The following is a 17,980-nucleotide window of genomic DNA, read 5'->3' as shown; positions in this document are numbered from 1 at the left end:
TTTTTGTTTTCAACTAATGATATAGACAAAGTACAAAGGCGCTATAGAACTAGCAAACCATAAGCTCCTAGCTTTGGTAATCCGCTTAGTGTCTGTTTAACTGTTAAGTCACCATTGTTTTGAATATCGAATATCATCACCTGACCCATATTGCCGACCAGTTGATATAACTCCTTACCGTCATGACTAGTATCTAAGTCGCTAAAGAAAAGCATTTCAGGTTTAGATTTGTAGGCGGTGGCATTCTTTAATCGAACAGAGCCGTCATTGCTAATATCAAATGAACTAATGGAGCTGGATAGTGCATTCGCAGCCCATAGTGTTTTTTGATCTGGAGAGAGTGCAACCCAGCAGTTGGCTATCTCTCCGCCCTCAACACTATTACCTGTGAGGACATCTGCTGAAACTAGACTTATATTGCCTTGCCCATCTAAGGTGTAACTGGAAAGTGAGCCTGTTTGCCAAGAGTATTTTGGTGTTTGCGGTACAACATTGGCTTGTTCACGTAATCCAAATTCAGGGGTTAAAAAACGGGCCTCTGACATAAAAATTAGATCGCCACTGTCTGATACCCCAGTATCAAATCCCACCGGAATAGCCTGAAATCGCTTAGCTGTGCGCGGGGAGTTGATGGTGGAAATGGGTTCTGCTGACAATGAGTTATCTAACATCCTAAAGATTTTTATTTTTCCAGTAACCAGCTCATTTACGATTAAGTGTTTTCCATCATGGCTGAAAGAGGTAGTAGAAGGTCTCGCTTTGAGATCTCGACGAGAACCTGGTACTAGCGTTAATCTATTGTCAGTATTGATAATATAAGCACTGATACTGCCGTTACCGTTATCGACTCCTACGCTAGCAACCACCACATGTTGACCATGACTGGCAATACTTACCGGAAATTTATCACCCGCTTCGACTGTATTTTTCTGTGTGAGTGAGCCGTCCTTATTTACTCTTAATAGGCTGATAGTCGAATCACCAGCGTTCACGACAAGTACGTGTCGACCATCATCGGTCGCAACAATACCATTGGCAGAAATAAGAGGATCATCACCATTGGCAAGAGGGTGTGTTTCATCTTTTTGAAGAGCTGGTATTTCAAGATCGCCCGTACCTTCTCCACCTGTTGGAAACTCACCAAGCTGTTTAAATTTCCCATTTGCTAGACTGCGAAAGCCAACCACTGTGTTGCCGTCAGCCTTGTTGGAGGCTACATAGATAGTGGATAAAGCTTCTCGACTCGTTTGAACTACTTTTGATTCACACCCTAAAAGAGAGATGAGCCCGACTGTGACTATAGGAAGTAGAAATTGGTGTAGTTTTAGAGTATCTGTTTTTTTCATTGATAAGCTCCATCGTTAGGCGTTGTTATACCTTTTTATATATTTTGGAATTATTTTTGTATTTACAGACAATATCTTACTGTTCTAGTTAACTTGGGTAGGTATCTGAAGTGCTCAAAAAAGGAGTCGGTCACCTCTAAATTAGCGGGAGTTTATGCTGGCTTAGTCATACTTGGTTGAGGGGGAATTCGCGCTTATCTGGTTTTGGTCTATATTTAAAAGAAAACTCCCGCTTATAGCGGGAATTTTTTTGTCTGGAAAAAATAAACGCCCCTAAAGGGCGTCTATGAGCAGGTTAGCTAAATGCAATAAAGGGAGATATACAAAGGAGTACACCAGTGATAATGATGAAGTTAGTTGCTGGACCTTTATACTTGTTTAACTGTGGCACTTTATACACTAGGTAAGCTGGGATTAAACAACCAACCAGACCAAAGATAGGGCTGCAGATTGAAGTAAATGACAAGATAGGCGCATTAAGTGCGATAGCTGACCATGCGAGTAAGATAATAAAGACAGTAACTAGCTTATCTACTTTCGCCTTATTTACTTGAGACTCTTTGAATTTACGTAGCAGTAGATTCATCGCCAAACCTTTACAGGCTTCCTTGAATGCGAGGAATACACCAAAGAATGAGGTCACAATGGCGAAGATATTAATCACCACACCTGTAATCGTTGCCCAGCTCCCTGGAAAGTAATGCGCAATAATAGCAAGAGCAGAGATGTTCTTATTCATCGCTTCTGTGGCTTGTTCTTGGCTAATGGCAAAGGTGAACGATACCGCGAAGAAGAACACAATAACGAAGAGGAGAGAGAAGGCTATTGTCATTGCACGTGTTGATTTATAGCGTGCCACCTCAATTGATTTTTCATGGGCTCGGTATGAGATAACCATAGGGCTCAATGATTGAATAAAGAGAATTGAGGTTAGGGTAAATGGCAAGGTGATAATCGCATCTTTCATCATAGAGCCAAATTGGCCCATCTCAGGAATATTGTTGATATCCCAACGAGCGATCAGAAGTACACCCATCACGCCAACGAGACAGAGAACTGTTACAGCCATAAAGCCTGACAGTTTAAACAGCAGCTTTTCGCCTTTAGAGCCGATGAAAACTAGTACGCAGATAAGGCCTAAACCGTAGAAAACATTATCACTTAGATCTCCTTCGGTAACGCCGAATGAGTGGAGATAGGAGGCGCTGTCATTGGTGACTGCGAGTGAGTAAACCAGCACCCAGATCACTAACATTAAGAAGTAGAGTACCCCTAATGCAACTCCCCAGTTTTTACCAAGATAACCTGAAATTACACCAGGATAATCGGTACACTTTTTAGATTCAGCTAATGTATTAATAAACAGTTTTTGAAATAGGTACATGGCTGGGTAGCCAATAATGGAGGAGAGTAAAAATACCCAAAGACCCATTACGCCAACTTGTATAGGTAAGAAAACGATACCTGCACCTATGGCCATACCTATACTCATTACAATCCAGCCCCAATCGGTACTGTCAAATCGAGTCGCTTCTTTCCATTCCGCAGCCGTTGAGGTGTCGCGGGATATCTCTACTGTCGCAATACTTGCAGTCATACATCACCCTAATTGATATTGTTTTATTTTATTGCGCAAATATATTTGAACATTTTAAACTCCACAACCAAAATCACTTAACTTATTTGTAATGCGAGACAAAGCTCTTAAACTGCTTTGTATATGGGATCTATAGCGTTTCTCTCTACTGTTTTTCGATATAAAACTAAAATTAAGTTGCATTTTTACTTGATAATGAAAATAATGTTGCAATGTTAGCTAGCGCTAAAATGAAAAAATATTTGAAGGTATTCCCATGAAACCAGTGTGGCAAAAGTATATTGAGATCATTAACCAAGTTGTTAAACCTGCGCTTGGCTGTACCGAACCTATTGCAGCCGCCTATGGTGCAGCGGTTGCTGTTCAGGAGTTAGGTTGTTCCGTGCCTGACTCATTAGAGGTTTTTGTTTCGGATAACCTTTATAAAAACTCAATGGGAGTATTTGTTCCTGGAACAGGAAAGATAGGTCTTGCAATTGCAGCTGCCTCGGGAGCGATTGGCGGCAATGCTGATGCTGGCCTTGAAGTATTAGCAGCGATAACACCTGAGCAGGTTTTACAGGCTCAGGAGATGATAGATGCTGGCAAAGTGTCTGTTAAGCGTACCGTTACCGATGAATTTATCTATTGCTGCGTTATCGCAAAGTTTGAGGGCAGAGAGTCGCTGGTTAAAATTTGCGGCGGTCACACCTTAATTGTTGAGAAGCAACTGAACGGAAAAATTAATTTTATAGCCGATGAATCAAGTGCAACCTCTACAGGCTCTATCTGTGAAGGGGTCGATATTAATATCGCCTCTATCTATGAGTTTGCCACTCAAGTAGAGCTGGAGAAGATAGCATTTATCCTTCAGGCCGCGGATCTCAATACCAAGTTGTCAGATGAGGGGATGACAAACTCCTACGGACTTGAAGTCGGTCGTACAATGAAGAAGAGTATCGATGAAGGGATTTTATCTAACGATCTGCTGAATAAAATTGTGATGGAAACCGCTGCTGCATCAGATGCGCGTATGGGCGGAGCAACACTTCCTGCGATGAGTAATCTTGGCAGTGGTAATCAAGGTATTGCTGCGACGATCCCTGTCGTTATCGCTGCAAAGCATTATAAAAACAGTGATGAACAATTGGCGAGAGCGTTAATTTTAAGTCACCTTGGCGCTATCTATATTAAGTCTCATTATCCTCCTCTATCGGCTTTCTGTGGCAATACAGTGACCAGTGCTGCGGCTGCGATGGCCATGGTATACTTGGCTGGTGGAAGTTTTGAGCAGTCCTGTTTTGCTATCCAAAATGTTATCAGTGATAGCTCAGGTATGGTTTGCGACGGTGCTAAAGCTTCCTGTGCAATGAAGGTTAGTACTTCATCTTGCGCCGCTGTAAGAGCCTTCTTAATGGCGATGAACTCCCGCTCTGTTTCTGGGCAGGGGATTATTGCTAAGGATGTTGAACAAACGATTATCAACATTGGCCAGATGATCAGTCATGGTATGCCATCAACGGACACCACTATCATCAATATCATGTCTGCATAGTTCGTTACCGTAGATAGAAATGGATAAATAAAAGGGTTAGATGTGAAACTGCAAGAGCTAACAAAAAGTGATTTTGAGATATTGAGGTCGATGGAGAATGTCGTCGAAGGGATTGCTGCCATGTATGGTGAGCATACCGAAGTCGTGCTTCATAGCTTAGATTCTCGTGACCCTTCGGTGATAAAGATTGCCAATGGTCATGTCACTGGGAGAAAGCTGGGTGCACCTGTCACCAATTTAGCCCTTTTAAAGTTAAAAACTGGCCAGGATATCTCTAACTCCTATTTAACTAAATGCGCTACGGGTAAAACTCTACGCTCAATTACGACCATAATCCGTAATGGTCAGAATCGGGCTATTGGACTGCTGTGTATCAATACCGATATGGATGCACCTCTGCAATCTGTACTGCGCACTATGATGCCAGACAATATGGTTAATACTGAGATGACCAGCACGCCAGAGGTGTTTGCCCGTAATATTGATGAAGCACTGCATAGTACGATTGATAGTGTTAATAGTGACGTGAGAGGCAATGTGGATATTGCTCCCTCTAAAAAGAGTCGTGAGATTGTGACACAACTTTATGATCTCGGTGTGTTTGAGCTTAAAGATAGTGCGCAAGTTGCCGCTACTCGGTTGGATATCTCTGTTCACTCCATCTATCGCTACCTCAGAGAGATTAAGGCCAACCAGATATCTAGCTAGTGCATAGCGGTGATTCTAGCCTCCTCTTCTACTTAAGAGAGAGGAGCTCTCAAACTCATGTTCGCTTTCTCATGCGGTAATGGTGTTATTACTGTTTTTTTCAAGTCTCTTCCATACCTTTTCATGGAAGTAAAAAACAACGGTATTAACACTAGGCTCAATAAGGGCAACTGCTCCACCGATAACTATGCTACCAGTCAACAAGTAGGTAATAGTGAAAGCTACGCTGAAATGTAATATTGCAAAGGTAAGTGTTTTAGTCATGATGGGTTGCCTCTATTAAGTCGATAATCAAATGATAATGGTTCTCATTTGTATTTTAAAGAGGTTTAGATAGATTAGTTTGATAGGAGTTGTCGATTAGAAAGGTTTAATAGTTATAAACCCATCAATAAAGTGAATATATTAATGGGTTTACAAGTTTTAAGCTTTTATCTTATTAGCTGTAAATTAGTAGTGCCAAGGGAATTTAGAGAAATCCTGATCCCGTTTTTCCAGAAAGGCATCACGTCCCTCTTGAGCTTCACTTGTACCATAAGCTAAACGTGTCGCTTCACCAGCAAATAGCTGCTGTCCAACTAAACCGTCGTCTGCCATATTGAAACCATACTTGAGCATGCGCATTGCCGTTGGCGATTTACTGTTGATCTCACGGGCCCAGTTGAGCGCTTCAGTTTCTAGTTCGGCATGTGGAATAGAGCGGTTCACCATTCCCATATCAAACGCTTCATCGGCACTGTAGTTAAAACCAAGGAAGAAGATCTCACGTGCCCGCTTCTGCCCTATCATCTTCGCGAGATAAGCACTGCCGTAACCAGAGTCAAAGCTAGCCACATCGGGATCGGTCTGCTTAAAGATGGCGTGTTCTTTAGAGGCTAATGTCAGATCACAAACCACGTGCAGACTATGGCCGCCGCCTACAGCCCAGCCAGGGACTACGGCAATAACGATTTTAGGCATAAAACGTATGAGTCGTTGAACCTCTAAAATGTGTAAGCGTCCCATACGGGCAATATCGGCACTGTTAGCCTCTTCACCTTCATACTTATAACCATCTTTACCACGAATACGTTGATCGCCGCCCGCGCAGAATGCCCAGCCACCATCTTTAGCTGATGGACCGTTGCCAGTAAGAAGTACGCAGCCTACATCTGACCATTGTCTTGCATGATCTAGAGCAGTAAAAAGCTCATCGACGGTTTTAGGTCTGAATGAGTTGCGACATTCTGGGCGGTTAATTGCGATACGCACAGTGCCTTGATCTTTGGCTCTGTGATAGGTGATATCTTCAAAATCAAACCCGGATACCTGATCCCATAGATTAGGATCGAAAATGTCTGAGACCTGTTGTGACATAATATTTAGCCTTTATACCCAATTTAGATTGAGCAAAGGCTAGGCCTAAACAGAACTCAGGTCAATCACAGCTATAGATAATTGCCGCTTGGGATTGATTAATTGTATAGAAAGCTAGTTCAGCTTATCACAGACAAAATAGATATTTTCTTGGCTTAAACTGTCGTGTTTTGGCGTGATACCGGAGCAGTACTCCTCTTTAAAGCTCCGTAATGAAGAGGGAGAGCTAAGTATTTGATCGAGTGTGCTTAACTCGCTAGGGGATAAACGTTCAGCAATCTCTCTTTTTAATTGAGGGACTTTATTATCTGTTTTAATGGCTGTGGTGCCTGTCATTCCCTGTATTTTTCGTACAGTTTCTTCAAGCATAGCCTCAGATTGAGCGATAGGCTCATCCAGTTTATTGGTTTCGGTTGCTACGTAATAGAGCAAACCGACACCTAATCCTAATATAACCCAGCCTCTCATTTTAGATCCAACTTTGGTGAATAACGAGTATCATAAGAGGTATAATAAGCTAATTTTCGAGCAATATTAAAGTAGTAAGGCTGCTAAAGATGAGCACAGAGTCTAATAAAAAGGATTATTCAAAGGCTAACAGGATTAAAATCCACCAACCTGATGCTAATAAAGCCGATAGATTTAATCCTCGTAATCGTATCTACGTTAGAGCAGTAGAGGGGCTATGGAGTCGTTTACGCACCCGACTTGGTTGGGTTGCGATGTTGTTCTTCCTCATTCTGCCTTGGATCCCCTGGGGAGATAGACAGGCGGTATGGTTTAACCTAGCTGAGCAGAAGTTTCATATATTTGGTTTAACCATCTGGCCGCAAGATCTTACTCTTCTCGCCGCACTTCTGATGATTGCCGCTTTTGGCCTCTTTTTTGTGACAACCTACCTCGGACGTGTCTGGTGTGGTTATACCTGCCCACAAACTGTGTGGACCTTTATCTTTATCTGGTTTGAAGAAAAGCTTGAAGGTGCGCGTAATAAGCGAATGAAGCTAGATCAGATGCCATGGAGCTTTAATAAGCTTTGGCGTAAAACAGCCAAACATGCCTCTTGGGTGCTTATCTCTCTAATTACTGCAATGACGTTCGTGTCCTATTTTGTGCCCACTCGTGAAGTCTATATTGATGTCTTTACCCTTAGTGCCAGTGGCGGTATCTACTTCTGGGTGGTGTTATTTACTCTAGCTACTTATGGGAATGCAGGCTGGATGCGCGAGATCATGTGTATCCATATGTGCCCTTATGCTCGTTTCCAAGCTGCTATGTTCGATAAGAATACCTATATAGTCGGTTACGATACTAAACGAGGTGAGAGTCGAGGACCGAGATCCCGTAAAGCTGATCCTAAAGAGATGGGTTTAGGTGATTGTATTGACTGTGATCTCTGTGTGCAGGTTTGTCCTACTGGGATAGATATCCGTAATGGTCTGCAATATGAGTGTATTAACTGTGGAGCTTGTATTGATGCTTGTGATACCACGATGGAGCGTATGGGCTATGACAAAGGCTTAATTGCTTATACTACTGAAAATAAGCTTGATGGTATAAAAGAGAAGGTCTTACGTCCTAAGTTAGTTGGTTATGGGGTCGTGCTTACGGTTATGATCCTTATCTTCGTTTATGCCAGTGCCACAATCGCACCTGTGCGTGTCGATGTTATTCGCGATCGTAATCAGCTGTTTAGGGAAAACAATGAAGGTTTAATAGAAAACACCTTTACCCTAAAAATCCTGAATAAAACAGAGCAAGAGCATCACTACCAACTATCTGTAGAGGGCTTACCTGAATATATCTGGTATGGAGCACAAGAGGTTAAGATTGACGGGGGAGAGGTGTTAACCCTGCCCATTAGTGTCGCAGTTGATCCAGTGGACCTTTCCAGAACCATGACCAAGATAAACTTTAAGGTGGTGGCCGAGCCCTCATCTACAGATTCTAATAGTGAGAAGATTGAAGCAACTCAAGAGTCACGCTTCTTTAGTAACTAATCTTTGCCTTTGAGCAGGGTTTATTGAGATTAAAGGGGGCTTTCAGCCCCTTTTTTGTACGTATCGTTTGATAACTACGCATCCGATCTTGTTATTTCGTTTTTCTCAATAAAAGGCCTTGCACAGTTGCGAGTAATCCCTATAATGCGCATCCACTGACACGGCACAGCAGGCCACTCGCTCTTAGCAAACGCTAGATAGAATGGGACTTGCAGCATAGTCGGTACCTCTTCTCTCTTTATAAAAAAGAGTCGAGGTTGAATCAAAACTCCTTGGAGATTTGATTTAGGTGACAAACGCTTTAAGGGCTTCGGGTTTTGTTTCTTTTTACGAGAGTGTTAACTCTGCTGATTAAGAAATCATCGCTTGAAAAACTTCTTCAAATAAGCGCTTGACGCCAACCACGGAGAGTGTAGAATACGCCTCCTCAAGCCAACGACCTAGCGTCAACGGCGGCATCTGAAAGATTGATGCGAACGCTCTTTAACAATTCAAAACAAGAAATCTGTGTGGACACTCACAGGTGTTGAGTTATTCGAAATTGCTTTCTTGTCCTTCGGGATGTAAGCAATCAAAAATATTACTCGATGAATGAGTGTTCATAGAATCGAACTTAGTTCGATTCACTATATAAACAGTATAATTCATTGAGCGGTTCTTCATCCTTAATCGGGTGAGAACAAAAAACTTTAATTGAAGAGTTTGATCATGGCTCAGATTGAACGCTGGCGGCAGGCCTAACACATGCAAGTCGAGCGGAAACAGGAGAGTAGCTTGCTACTTTCGCTGTCGAGCGGCGGACGGGTGAGTAATGCCTAGATATCTGCCTAGTCGTGGGGGATAACAGTTGGAAACGACTGCTAATACCGCATACGCCCTACGGGGGAAAGGAGGGGACCTTCGGGCCTTTCGCGATTAGATGAGTCTAGGTGGGATTAGCTAGTAGGTGAGGTAATGGCTCACCTAGGCGACGATCCCTAGCTGTTCTGAGAGGATGATCAGCCACACTGGGACTGAGACACGGCCCAGACTCCTACGGGAGGCAGCAGTGGGGAATATTGCACAATGGGCGAAAGCCTGATGCAGCCATGCCGCGTGTGTGAAGAAGGCCTTCGGGTTGTAAAGCACTTTCAGCGAGGAGGAAAGGTTAACGGTTAATAACCGTTAGCTGTGACGTTACTCGCAGAAGAAGCACCGGCTAACTTCGTGCCAGCAGCCGCGGTAATACGAGGGGTGCAAGCGTTAATCGGAATTACTGGGCGTAAAGCGTACGCAGGCGGTTTGTTAAGCCAGATGTGAAAGCCCCGGGCTCAACCTGGGAATTGCATTTGGAACTGGCAAACTAGAGTCTTGTAGAGGGGGGTAGAATTTCAGGTGTAGCGGTGAAATGCGTAGAGATCTGAAGGAATACCGGTGGCGAAGGCGGCCCCCTGGACAAAGACTGACGCTCAGGTACGAAAGCGTGGGGAGCAAACAGGATTAGATACCCTGGTAGTCCACGCCGTAAACGATGTCTACTCGGAGTTTGGTAACTTAGTTACTGGGCTCCCAAGCTAACGCATTAAGTAGACCGCCTGGGGAGTACGGCCGCAAGGTTAAAACTCAAATGAATTGACGGGGGCCCGCACAAGCGGTGGAGCATGTGGTTTAATTCGATGCAACGCGAAGAACCTTACCTACTCTTGACATCCACAGAACTTTCCAGAGATGGATAGGTGCCTTCGGGAACTGTGAGACAGGTGCTGCATGGCTGTCGTCAGCTCGTGTTGTGAAATGTTGGGTTAAGTCCCGCAACGAGCGCAACCCTTATCCTTATTTGCCAGCACTTCGGGTGGGAACTTTAGGGAGACTGCCGGTGATAAACCGGAGGAAGGTGGGGACGACGTCAAGTCATCATGGCCCTTACGAGTAGGGCTACACACGTGCTACAATGGTCGGTACAGAGGGTTGCGAAGCCGCGAGGTGGAGCTAATCCCAGAAAGCCGGTCGTAGTCCGGATTGGAGTCTGCAACTCGACTCCATGAAGTCGGAATCGCTAGTAATCGTGGATCAGAATGCCACGGTGAATACGTTCCCGGGCCTTGTACACACCGCCCGTCACACCATGGGAGTGGGCTGCACCAGAAGTAGATAGCTTAACCTTCGGGAGGGCGTTTACCACGGTGTGGTTCATGACTGGGGTGAAGTCGTAACAAGGTAGCCCTAGGGGAACCTGGGGCTGGATCACCTCCTTACCTATACGACTAACTCGATATTTGCTGAGTGTTCACACAGATAACTTGTTCTTGTTAGAGCGAGTGGCACGCCTTTACGGTGATGCTTGTTCTTTAAAAATTTGGAAAGCTGATAGTGTTAATGTGAAAGGGACAGTGACTTACTTGTAGGTTGTTGTTTGTAGCATTAATGCGAAATAAATAATTGAGTTCTCAAACACTTAAATCAAGTGCCGAACAACATTATGAACGCTATTTAATAGCAATTAATAATGAAGTTCATGAGTATTCTTTTGGCGAAAGTAAACACCATTAGTTGCGATACATCTCGTTCAAACTTACCCGTTTGAACAATAGAGAAGATTAGCGCAGTCAATGTGATGCTAGGCAAGGCGATAAGGTAAACGAGGAAGGCGTGTAGTTCACTACATAACTGACGAGTGCGACTTATGAACGCAGCATAGCGGTGCAGTGACAAGCGAAATAAAACCTATGTGGGTTGTATGGTTAAGTGACTAAGCGTATACGGTGGATGCCTTGGCAGTCAGAGGCGATGAAGGACGTAGTAACTTGCGAAAAGCGTTGGCGAGCTAGTAACAAGCATTTGAGCTAACGATGTCCGAATGGGGAAACCCACTTACATAAGTAAGTATCATTAACTGAATACATAGGTTAATGAGGCAAACCCGGGGAACTGAAACATCTAAGTACCCGGAGGAAAAGAAATCAACCGAGATTCCCCTAGTAGCGGCGAGCGAACGGGGATTAGCCCTTAAGCGTAGAGGGTGTTAGTGGAATGAGTTGGAAAGCTCAGCGGCACAGGGTGATAGCCCCGTACATGAAAACTAACTTTACGTGAAAACGAGTAGGACGGGACACGTGACATCTTGTCTGAACATGGGGGGACCATCCTCCAAGGCTAAATACTCCTGACTGACCGATAGTGAACCAGTACCGTGAGGGAAAGGCGAAAAGAACCCCTGTGAGGGGAGTGAAATAGAACCTGAAACCGTATACGTACAAGCAGTGGGAGCGGTTCTTGAGACCGTGACTGCGTACCTTTTGTATAATGGGTCAGCGACTTACATTTTGTAGCGAGGTTAAGCGAATAGCGGAGCCGTAGGGAAACCGAGTGTTAACTGCGCGTTTAGTTGCAAGGTGTAGACCCGAAACCCGGTGATCTATCCATGGGCAGGTTGAAGATTGAGTAACATCAATTGGAGGACCGAACCGACTTATGTTGAAAAATGAGCGGATGACTTGTGGATGGGGGTGAAAGGCCAATCAAACCGGGAGATATCTGGTTCTCCTCGAAAGCTATTTAGGTAGCGCCTCGAGCGAATACCATTGGGGGTAGAGCACTGTTAAGGCTAGGGGGTCATCCCGACTTACCAACCCTTTGCAAACTCCGAATACCAATGAGTACTACTCGGGAGACACACGGCGGGTGCTAACGTCCGTCGTGAAAAGGGAAACAACCCAGACCGTCAGCTAAGGTCCCAAAGTTATTGCTAAGTGGGAAACGATGTGGGAAGGCTTAGACAGCTAGGATGTTGGCTTAGAAGCAGCCATCATTTAAAGAAAGCGTAATAGCTCACTAGTCGAGTCGGCCTGCGCGGAAGATTTAACGGGGCTAAGCAATACACCGAAGCTACGGGTTTGCACCTTTGGGTGCAAGCGGTAGAGGAGCGTTCTGTAAGCCGTTGAAGGTGAAGGGGTAACCCACACTGGAGGTATCAGAAGTGCGAATGCTGACATGAGTAACGATAAAGGGAGTGAAAAACTCCCTCGCCGAAAGACCAAGGGTTCCTGTCCAATGTTAATCAGGGCAGGGTGAGTCGACCCCTAAGGCGAGGCCGAAAGGCGTAGTCGATGGGAAACGGGTTAATATTCCCGTACTTCTGCTAACTGCGATGGAGAGACGGAGAAGGCTAGGCTAGCGCGGCGTTGGTTGTCCGCGTTTAAGGTTGTAGGCTGTTCACTTAGGCAAATCCGGGTGAACATTAGGCTGAGAGCTGATGACGAGGTCCTAAGGGACTGAAGTAGTTGATGCCATGCTTCCAGGAAAATCTTCTAAGCTTCAGGTTAGCAGGAATCGTACCCCAAACCGACACAGGTGGTTGGGTAGAGAATACCAAGGCGCTTGAGAGAACTCGGCTGAAGGAACTAGGCAAAATGGTACCGTAACTTCGGGAGAAGGTACGCTCCCGACGGTGATGAGACTTGCTCTCTAAGCTGTTGGGAGTCGCAGATACCAGGTGGCTGCAACTGTTTATCAAAAACACAGTACTGTGCAAACTCGCAAGAGGAAGTATACGGTATGACGCCTGCCCGGTGCCGGAAGGTTAATTGATTGGGTTATCTTCGGAGAAGCTCATGATCGAAGCCCCGGTAAACGGCGGCCGTAACTATAACGGTCCTAAGGTAGCGAAATTCCTTGTCGGGTAAGTTCCGACCTGCACGAATGGCGTAATGATGGTCACGCTGTCTCCAGCCGAGACTCAGTGAAGTTGAAATTGCGGTGAAGATGCCGTATACCCGCGGCTAGACGGAAAGACCCCGTGCACCTTTACTATAGCTTGGCACTGAACATTGAACCTACATGTGTAGGATAGGTGGGAGCCTTTGAAGCAGGAACGCTAGTTCTTGTGGAGGCAATCTTGAAATACCACCCTTGTAGCTTTGATGTTCTAACTCTGGCCCCTGAATCGGGGTTGAGGACAGTGCCTGGTGGGTAGTTTGACTGGGGCGGTCTCCTCCCAAAGAGTAACGGAGGAGCACGAAGGTTGGCTAAGTACGGTCGGACATCGTACGGTTAGTGCAATGGCATAAGCCAGCTTAACTGCGAGACATACACGTCGAGCAGGTACGAAAGTAGGTCATAGTGATCCGGTGGTTCTGAATGGAAGGGCCATCGCTCAACGGATAAAAGGTACGCCGGGGATAACAGGCTGATACCGCCCAAGAGTTCATATCGACGGCGGTGTTTGGCACCTCGATGTCGGCTCATCACATCCTGGGGCTGAAGTCGGTCCCAAGGGTATGGCTGTTCGCCATTTAAAGTGGTACGCGAGCTGGGTTCAGAACGTCGTGAGACAGTTCGGTCCCTATCTGCCGTGGGCGTTGGATGATTGAAGGAAGCTGCTCCTAGTACGAGAGGACCGGAGTGGACGAACCGCTGGTGTTCGGGTTGTTATGCCAATAGCATTGCCCGGTAGCTACGTTCGGAATCGATAACCGCTGAAAGCATCTAAGCGGGAAGCGAGTCCTAAGATGAGTCATCCCTAGGAATTAAATTCCTCTAAAGAGCCGTTCGAGACTAGGACGTTGATAGGTCAGGTGTGTAAGCGTTGTGAGGCGTTGAGCTAACTGATACTAATGACTCGTGAGGCTTAACCATACAACCCAGATGGGTTTTATGAGTAGCTAGTGTGATTACTTCATAAGCACAAAAGAATACGAACTTGATTTAAGTTTGAGACAATTATTTAAAGCTTTCTAAATTTATAATTTTGGTTAATTACGCAGGTAATTGTTTGGCTGACAAAGCCGTGACGAACGAAGCGCGCAGTGTACTCCAGTACATGAGCACTAGAGTGAGGAAACAATACCGTCAGACGGATAATTAGCCAGTAAGAATTAGTCTGGAAACAATAGCATTGTGGTCCCACCTGATCCCATCTCGAACTCAGAAGTGAAACGCAATCGCGCCGATGGTAGTGTGGGGTCTCCCCATGTGAGAGTAGGTCATTTCCAGGCGCCTAATAAGCTCGAAAGAGCACGTCTCCTAACCATGACAAGTTAGCGACGGTAAAAGAATTTAGACTTCGGTCTAAAGGAGCGGTAGTTCAGTTGGTTAGAATACCGGCCTGTCACGCCGGGGGTCGCGGGTTCGAGTCCCGTCCGCTCCGCCAACACAAAGACGAAAGCCTCTGCACTTCTTATTACAAGAATGCAGAGGCTTTTTTCGTTTTGAGGAAAAAGGAGCGGTCACTTTCAACCATCCATGGTCTACGTGACATTTGTACATCCATGCACTTCGTAGTTCAGTTGGACTAAAATTGTTCCAGACAATTTTTAGCATACACTCCATCCATGGAGATATTAGGGCTTTTAATTAGAGATAGTCGGCCTGTCTCACGTGCCGAAGGCACACGGGTTCGTCTCTTGATAAGAGCAAGTCCGACCCAGCTCTGCTTCGTAAACTCACAGCTATCGCTGTACTCACCCACAAACATGACGATAACTTCTGGTTTTGTTTCGTCCGTCGGTTCCTGTTATTTTCTTTGTTTAGCTGTTTCAGAATATATTTGTAATACTTGTCTGAGAATAAGGTTGCTTATGCTGTTATGGTGTACACTGCGTTCCAAATTTTTATATTGCTATACTGAGATCAGTATTTTTTCTGATTATTGTGTATATCTAGAAGAGTAGAAGTCACTCATGAATTGTCGTCTCGGATGTGGAGCATGTTGTATCGCCCCATCAATCACTAGTCCTATTCCTGGTATGCCAAATGGAAAGTTGGCTGGTGAGCGCTGTGTACAGCTTTCTGATGATAATTTATGTAAGATATTTGGTATGGATGAACGCCCAGAAGTATGTAGCTCTTTTTCTGCTGCATTAGATGTGTGCGGAAAAACCAATGCCGAAGCGCTTTATCTAATTTCAACATTAGAGTGTCAAACTAGTTAAATTTTAAGTAGGTCAATTATGCAGTTAACTCGTTATACCGACTTTGGTATTCGTACCTTAATGTATCTAGCGTTACAGCCAGAAAGAGAAACTCTGTTTCGCATTGCTGAGATCACTGAAGTATTTGAGTTATCGCCTAATCATGTTTCTAAAATCGTTCACCATCTTGGCAAGCTAGGTTATTTGGAGACGGTTAGAGGTAAGAGTGGTGGATTTAGATTAGGCATGCCCGCGAGTGAGATCAATATTGGTCAATTAGTGCGGGTGCTTGAAAATTCTCTGGCTCCTATCGATTGCAATAAACCTTATTGCCTTTTCACGCCAGCTTGTAAGCTTAGAGGCGTACTCGCTGAGGCTGTTTCAGCTTATCTTGCGGTATTAGATAAGCATAGCTTGGAGGATGTTGTCAGTAATCGTCAGCAATTATTGAAGCTTCTTCCTGAACACAAAATCCCAGTGCTAGAGCTGGTTGGCTAGTTATATCCATTTAGATTGAGTGACATTATAGCCTTAGCTCTTCCTCTGCTTTTAGTCTCTCCTTACTAGCAAGTCTGTAAGGGAGCAGCTCAGAGGTTTTTACTAGCTTAATACCCGCTTTTTGTAATCTAGGTAGGTTAAGTTTTAAAAATTCGATAGTTTCTGGGTAAGGGTGAGCGATGGCAACTATTTGACCTTGGTTATGGGCTAAGGTGATTAGTTTTGAGAACTGTCTGTCTAAAGCCGCTGCTGATATATCGTTATCTAGAAATAGCTCGCGTTTTAACTGAGGTATACCTAGCTGATCGGCTGTTGTTCCCGCTTTAGTAAAGCGTGTTGTCATACTGTCTACAAAGTAGAGATCTTGCTGTTTTAGGCTCTCCATTACCCAAAGCATAGGCTCCTCAAGTTGAGTCAATAAACTCCCCATATGATTATTGGCTCCCTTAGCAAAAGGTACGCTGAGAAAGGCTGATTGAATACTCTTTTTTAGTTCACTCTCCCCCATCGTATTCGTTAGCCCTCCGGGACCTAATGCTTTTCCGTTAAGGGCTTGCATTGGGAGGTGTACCATAATCTCATGGCCTCTCTCATGGGCAGCACTTGCCACTGAATGACCTAGTGGTGTGTGGGGTAATACTGAGAGAGTAATGTTTTCAGGGAGTGTCAGAACGGCTTCATCGGATTGACGATAACCGATATCGTCAATGATGATCGCGACTTGAGCTGCATGTGTAAAACTACTTATAAAAACTGCTAAAAAGATTAATGTTAAGCGCACTATAATTATTATCTTTTAGTACCTTATACTCGTGGTATTAAAGGTATTTATTGTTTTGTTTTAATCCAAGTAATTGCAGAATTCAGAATTTTATCTTGTGTGCTTTCATCTTGAATTATGATTTCGTCGATTATAGGCACATTTTTGTTGTTTGTAACAGTCGTAAGATCCAGTTTTATATCAGGCTCTATACCTTTGCTGTTGATGTCACGACCATTTGGCGTCGTGTATTTCGCTATGGTGAGTTTAATAGCGTTTCCCTCAATTAGCGTGGGAATTAAACTTTGCACGGTTCCCTTGCCAAAACTGGTCTCACCTATCACTTTTGCTCTGTGATTTTCCTGCAGCGCTGCTGCAAGTACCTCTGAGGCAGAGGCTGAGCCTTTATTGATGAGTATGGTCATTGGAATATTGGATAACATGGTCTGTGGTGAGGCGTAATACTCTGAATTGGCATCAAAAAAACGTCCCTCCGTTGATACTATTCTTCCTTTAGATAGGAAGATATCTGCAATTTTTATGGCTTGATCTAATAGACCGCCAGGGTTGTTTCTTAGATCGAGAATAATGCCGGAGAGTCTGACATCTTGCCACTGAGTTAACTGTTTAACTAACTCTTCTGTAGAGTTGTCCTGAAAGCTGGCTAATCTTATATAGCCAATTTGATCTTCAATAACTTTGGCGCTAACTGACTGGATTGAGATAACGCTAGGGATAAGAGTCACTTCAAACTCAGTGTCCATACCTGTATGGCTTAAGGTCAGCAAGATTGGCAAGTTATTCTGACTGTGCCGTTTAATCTCTTTTAACAGGTAATCTAATCTGTTGGAGTCGACGGGCTCATTGTTAAGTTTGAGTATCTGATCGCCTGGTTCTATACCAGCAAGATCCGCCGGGGAGTTTGCAAATGGGGTGATGATGGTGATTTTATTATCTTCAGTGGCAATTTCGACACCAAAGCCAAAGTACTCTCCTTTATTGGCATCCCTGATGTTGGAGAACTCTTGTTGATCGAGAAAGTTTGAGTAGGGATCCAGCTTAGCAAAGATCCCCTCAATGGCCGCCGCGATTAACTCATCTTGGGTGAACTCTGTGACATAGTAAGTTTCAACTGTATCTATGATATCGAGAAGCAGTGGATAGTTTAGACGCGATTGAGCTTGTTCTGCATTTTCTTGACTTGATAGGGTTAGAGAAACGCCCAACGCCAAGCCTAACAGAGTGAAGGATAGATAACGTATAAGTTGTGACATAGCAGCCCCTATATATGGGC

The 17,980-nt window shown here is 44.5% G+C and carries 12 protein-coding genes, 1 tRNA gene and 3 rRNA genes; 9 read left to right on the top strand and 7 right to left on the bottom strand.

Going from position 1 to position 17,980, the window contains the following annotated elements; genetic code table 11:
- Positions 1-41: 41 nt before the first annotated feature.
- Both SWOO_RS25115 and SWOO_RS25110 read right to left on the bottom strand, forming a co-directional pair.
- Positions 42-1,346 carry a lactonase family protein gene (locus SWOO_RS25115; protein ID WP_012327457.1) on the bottom strand — a complete coding sequence of 435 codons (1,305 nt, stop codon included), beginning with the start codon at positions 1,344-1,346 and terminating at the stop codon, positions 42-44.
- 295 nt (positions 1,347-1,641) lie between these two features.
- Entirely contained in the window at positions 1,642-2,943 is a 1,302-nt protein-coding gene (locus tag SWOO_RS25110; protein WP_012327456.1) for an SLC5/6 family protein, read from the bottom strand.
- A gap of 256 nt (positions 2,944-3,199) precedes the next feature.
- Between SWOO_RS25110 and SWOO_RS25105 the strand changes: the two genes are divergently transcribed.
- Positions 3,200-4,477 (top strand): L-cysteine desulfidase family protein, encoded by a 1,278-nt coding sequence (locus tag SWOO_RS25105; protein WP_012327455.1) that lies wholly within the window; start codon positions 3,200-3,202, stop codon positions 4,475-4,477.
- A gap of 42 nt (positions 4,478-4,519) precedes the next feature.
- Positions 4,520-5,185: a helix-turn-helix transcriptional regulator gene (locus tag SWOO_RS25100; protein ID WP_012327454.1), complete on the top strand. Its 666-nt coding sequence runs from the start codon at positions 4,520-4,522 to the stop codon at positions 5,183-5,185.
- A gap of 69 nt (positions 5,186-5,254) precedes the next feature.
- Here the strand turns inward: SWOO_RS25100 and SWOO_RS25095 are convergent, their stop codons facing one another.
- The 3 genes from SWOO_RS25095 to SWOO_RS25085 form a co-directional block, all read right to left on the bottom strand.
- Positions 5,255-5,449 carry a DUF2061 domain-containing protein gene (locus tag SWOO_RS25095; RefSeq protein ID WP_012327453.1) on the bottom strand — a complete coding sequence of 65 codons (195 nt, stop codon included), beginning with the start codon at positions 5,447-5,449 and terminating at the stop codon, positions 5,255-5,257.
- A gap of 186 nt (positions 5,450-5,635) precedes the next feature.
- Positions 5,636-6,541: a 1,4-dihydroxy-2-naphthoyl-CoA synthase gene (locus SWOO_RS25090; protein WP_012327452.1), complete on the bottom strand. Its 906-nt coding sequence runs from the start codon at positions 6,539-6,541 to the stop codon at positions 5,636-5,638.
- A gap of 114 nt (positions 6,542-6,655) precedes the next feature.
- Positions 6,656-7,009, bottom strand: a complete 354-nt coding sequence (locus SWOO_RS25085; RefSeq protein WP_012327451.1) for a hypothetical protein — start codon at positions 7,007-7,009, stop codon at positions 6,656-6,658.
- A gap of 89 nt (positions 7,010-7,098) precedes the next feature.
- Here SWOO_RS25085 and ccoG point away from each other — a divergent pair, with 89 nt between their 5' ends.
- The 7 genes from ccoG to SWOO_RS25045 all read left to right on the top strand — a co-directional run bounded on the left by ccoG (position 7,099) and on the right by SWOO_RS25045 (position 15,926).
- A complete protein-coding gene (gene ccoG / locus SWOO_RS25080) occupies positions 7,099-8,541 on the top strand; it encodes a cytochrome c oxidase accessory protein CcoG (RefSeq protein WP_012327450.1) in 1,443 nt (480 codons plus the stop codon).
- 690 nt (positions 8,542-9,231) lie between these two features.
- Positions 9,232-10,775, top strand: a 16S ribosomal RNA gene (locus tag SWOO_RS25075).
- A gap of 484 nt (positions 10,776-11,259) precedes the next feature.
- Positions 11,260-14,154, top strand: a 23S ribosomal RNA gene (locus SWOO_RS25070).
- A 243-nt stretch (positions 14,155-14,397) separates the two neighbouring features.
- Positions 14,398-14,513, top strand: a 5S ribosomal RNA gene (rrf, locus tag SWOO_RS25065).
- Together the 16S, 23S and 5S rRNA genes with 1 tRNA gene alongside form the textbook arrangement of a ribosomal RNA operon.
- Positions 14,514-14,591: 78 nt before the next feature.
- A tRNA-Asp gene (locus SWOO_RS25060) sits at positions 14,592-14,668 on the top strand.
- Between the two features lie 529 nt (positions 14,669-15,197).
- The gene (locus SWOO_RS25050; protein WP_012327448.1) at positions 15,198-15,449 is read left to right on the top strand and encodes a YkgJ family cysteine cluster protein; all 252 of its coding nucleotides are present in this window, start codon (positions 15,198-15,200) and stop codon (positions 15,447-15,449) included.
- Positions 15,450-15,467: 18 nt separating this feature from the next.
- On the top strand, positions 15,468-15,926 hold the full coding sequence (locus tag SWOO_RS25045; RefSeq protein ID WP_012327447.1) for an Rrf2 family transcriptional regulator: 459 nt from the start codon (positions 15,468-15,470) through the stop codon (positions 15,924-15,926).
- A gap of 25 nt (positions 15,927-15,951) precedes the next feature.
- On the opposite strand, the gene SWOO_RS25040 is transcribed toward SWOO_RS25045, so the two are convergent.
- Both SWOO_RS25040 and SWOO_RS25035 read right to left on the bottom strand, forming a co-directional pair.
- Positions 15,952-16,707, bottom strand: coding sequence for a divergent polysaccharide deacetylase family protein (locus SWOO_RS25040; protein WP_012327446.1), 756 nt, complete (start codon positions 16,705-16,707; stop codon positions 15,952-15,954).
- Between the two features lie 47 nt (positions 16,708-16,754).
- Positions 16,755-17,960, bottom strand: a complete 1,206-nt coding sequence (locus tag SWOO_RS25035; RefSeq protein ID WP_012327445.1) for a S41 family peptidase — start codon at positions 17,958-17,960, stop codon at positions 16,755-16,757.
- Between the last annotated feature and the right edge of the window lie 20 nt (positions 17,961-17,980).

The organism is Shewanella woodyi ATCC 51908 (assembly GCF_000019525.1).
Taxonomy (GTDB): Bacteria; Pseudomonadota; Gammaproteobacteria; order Enterobacterales; family Shewanellaceae; genus Shewanella; species Shewanella woodyi.
This window is presented reverse-complemented; position numbering and strand designations above follow the sequence as displayed.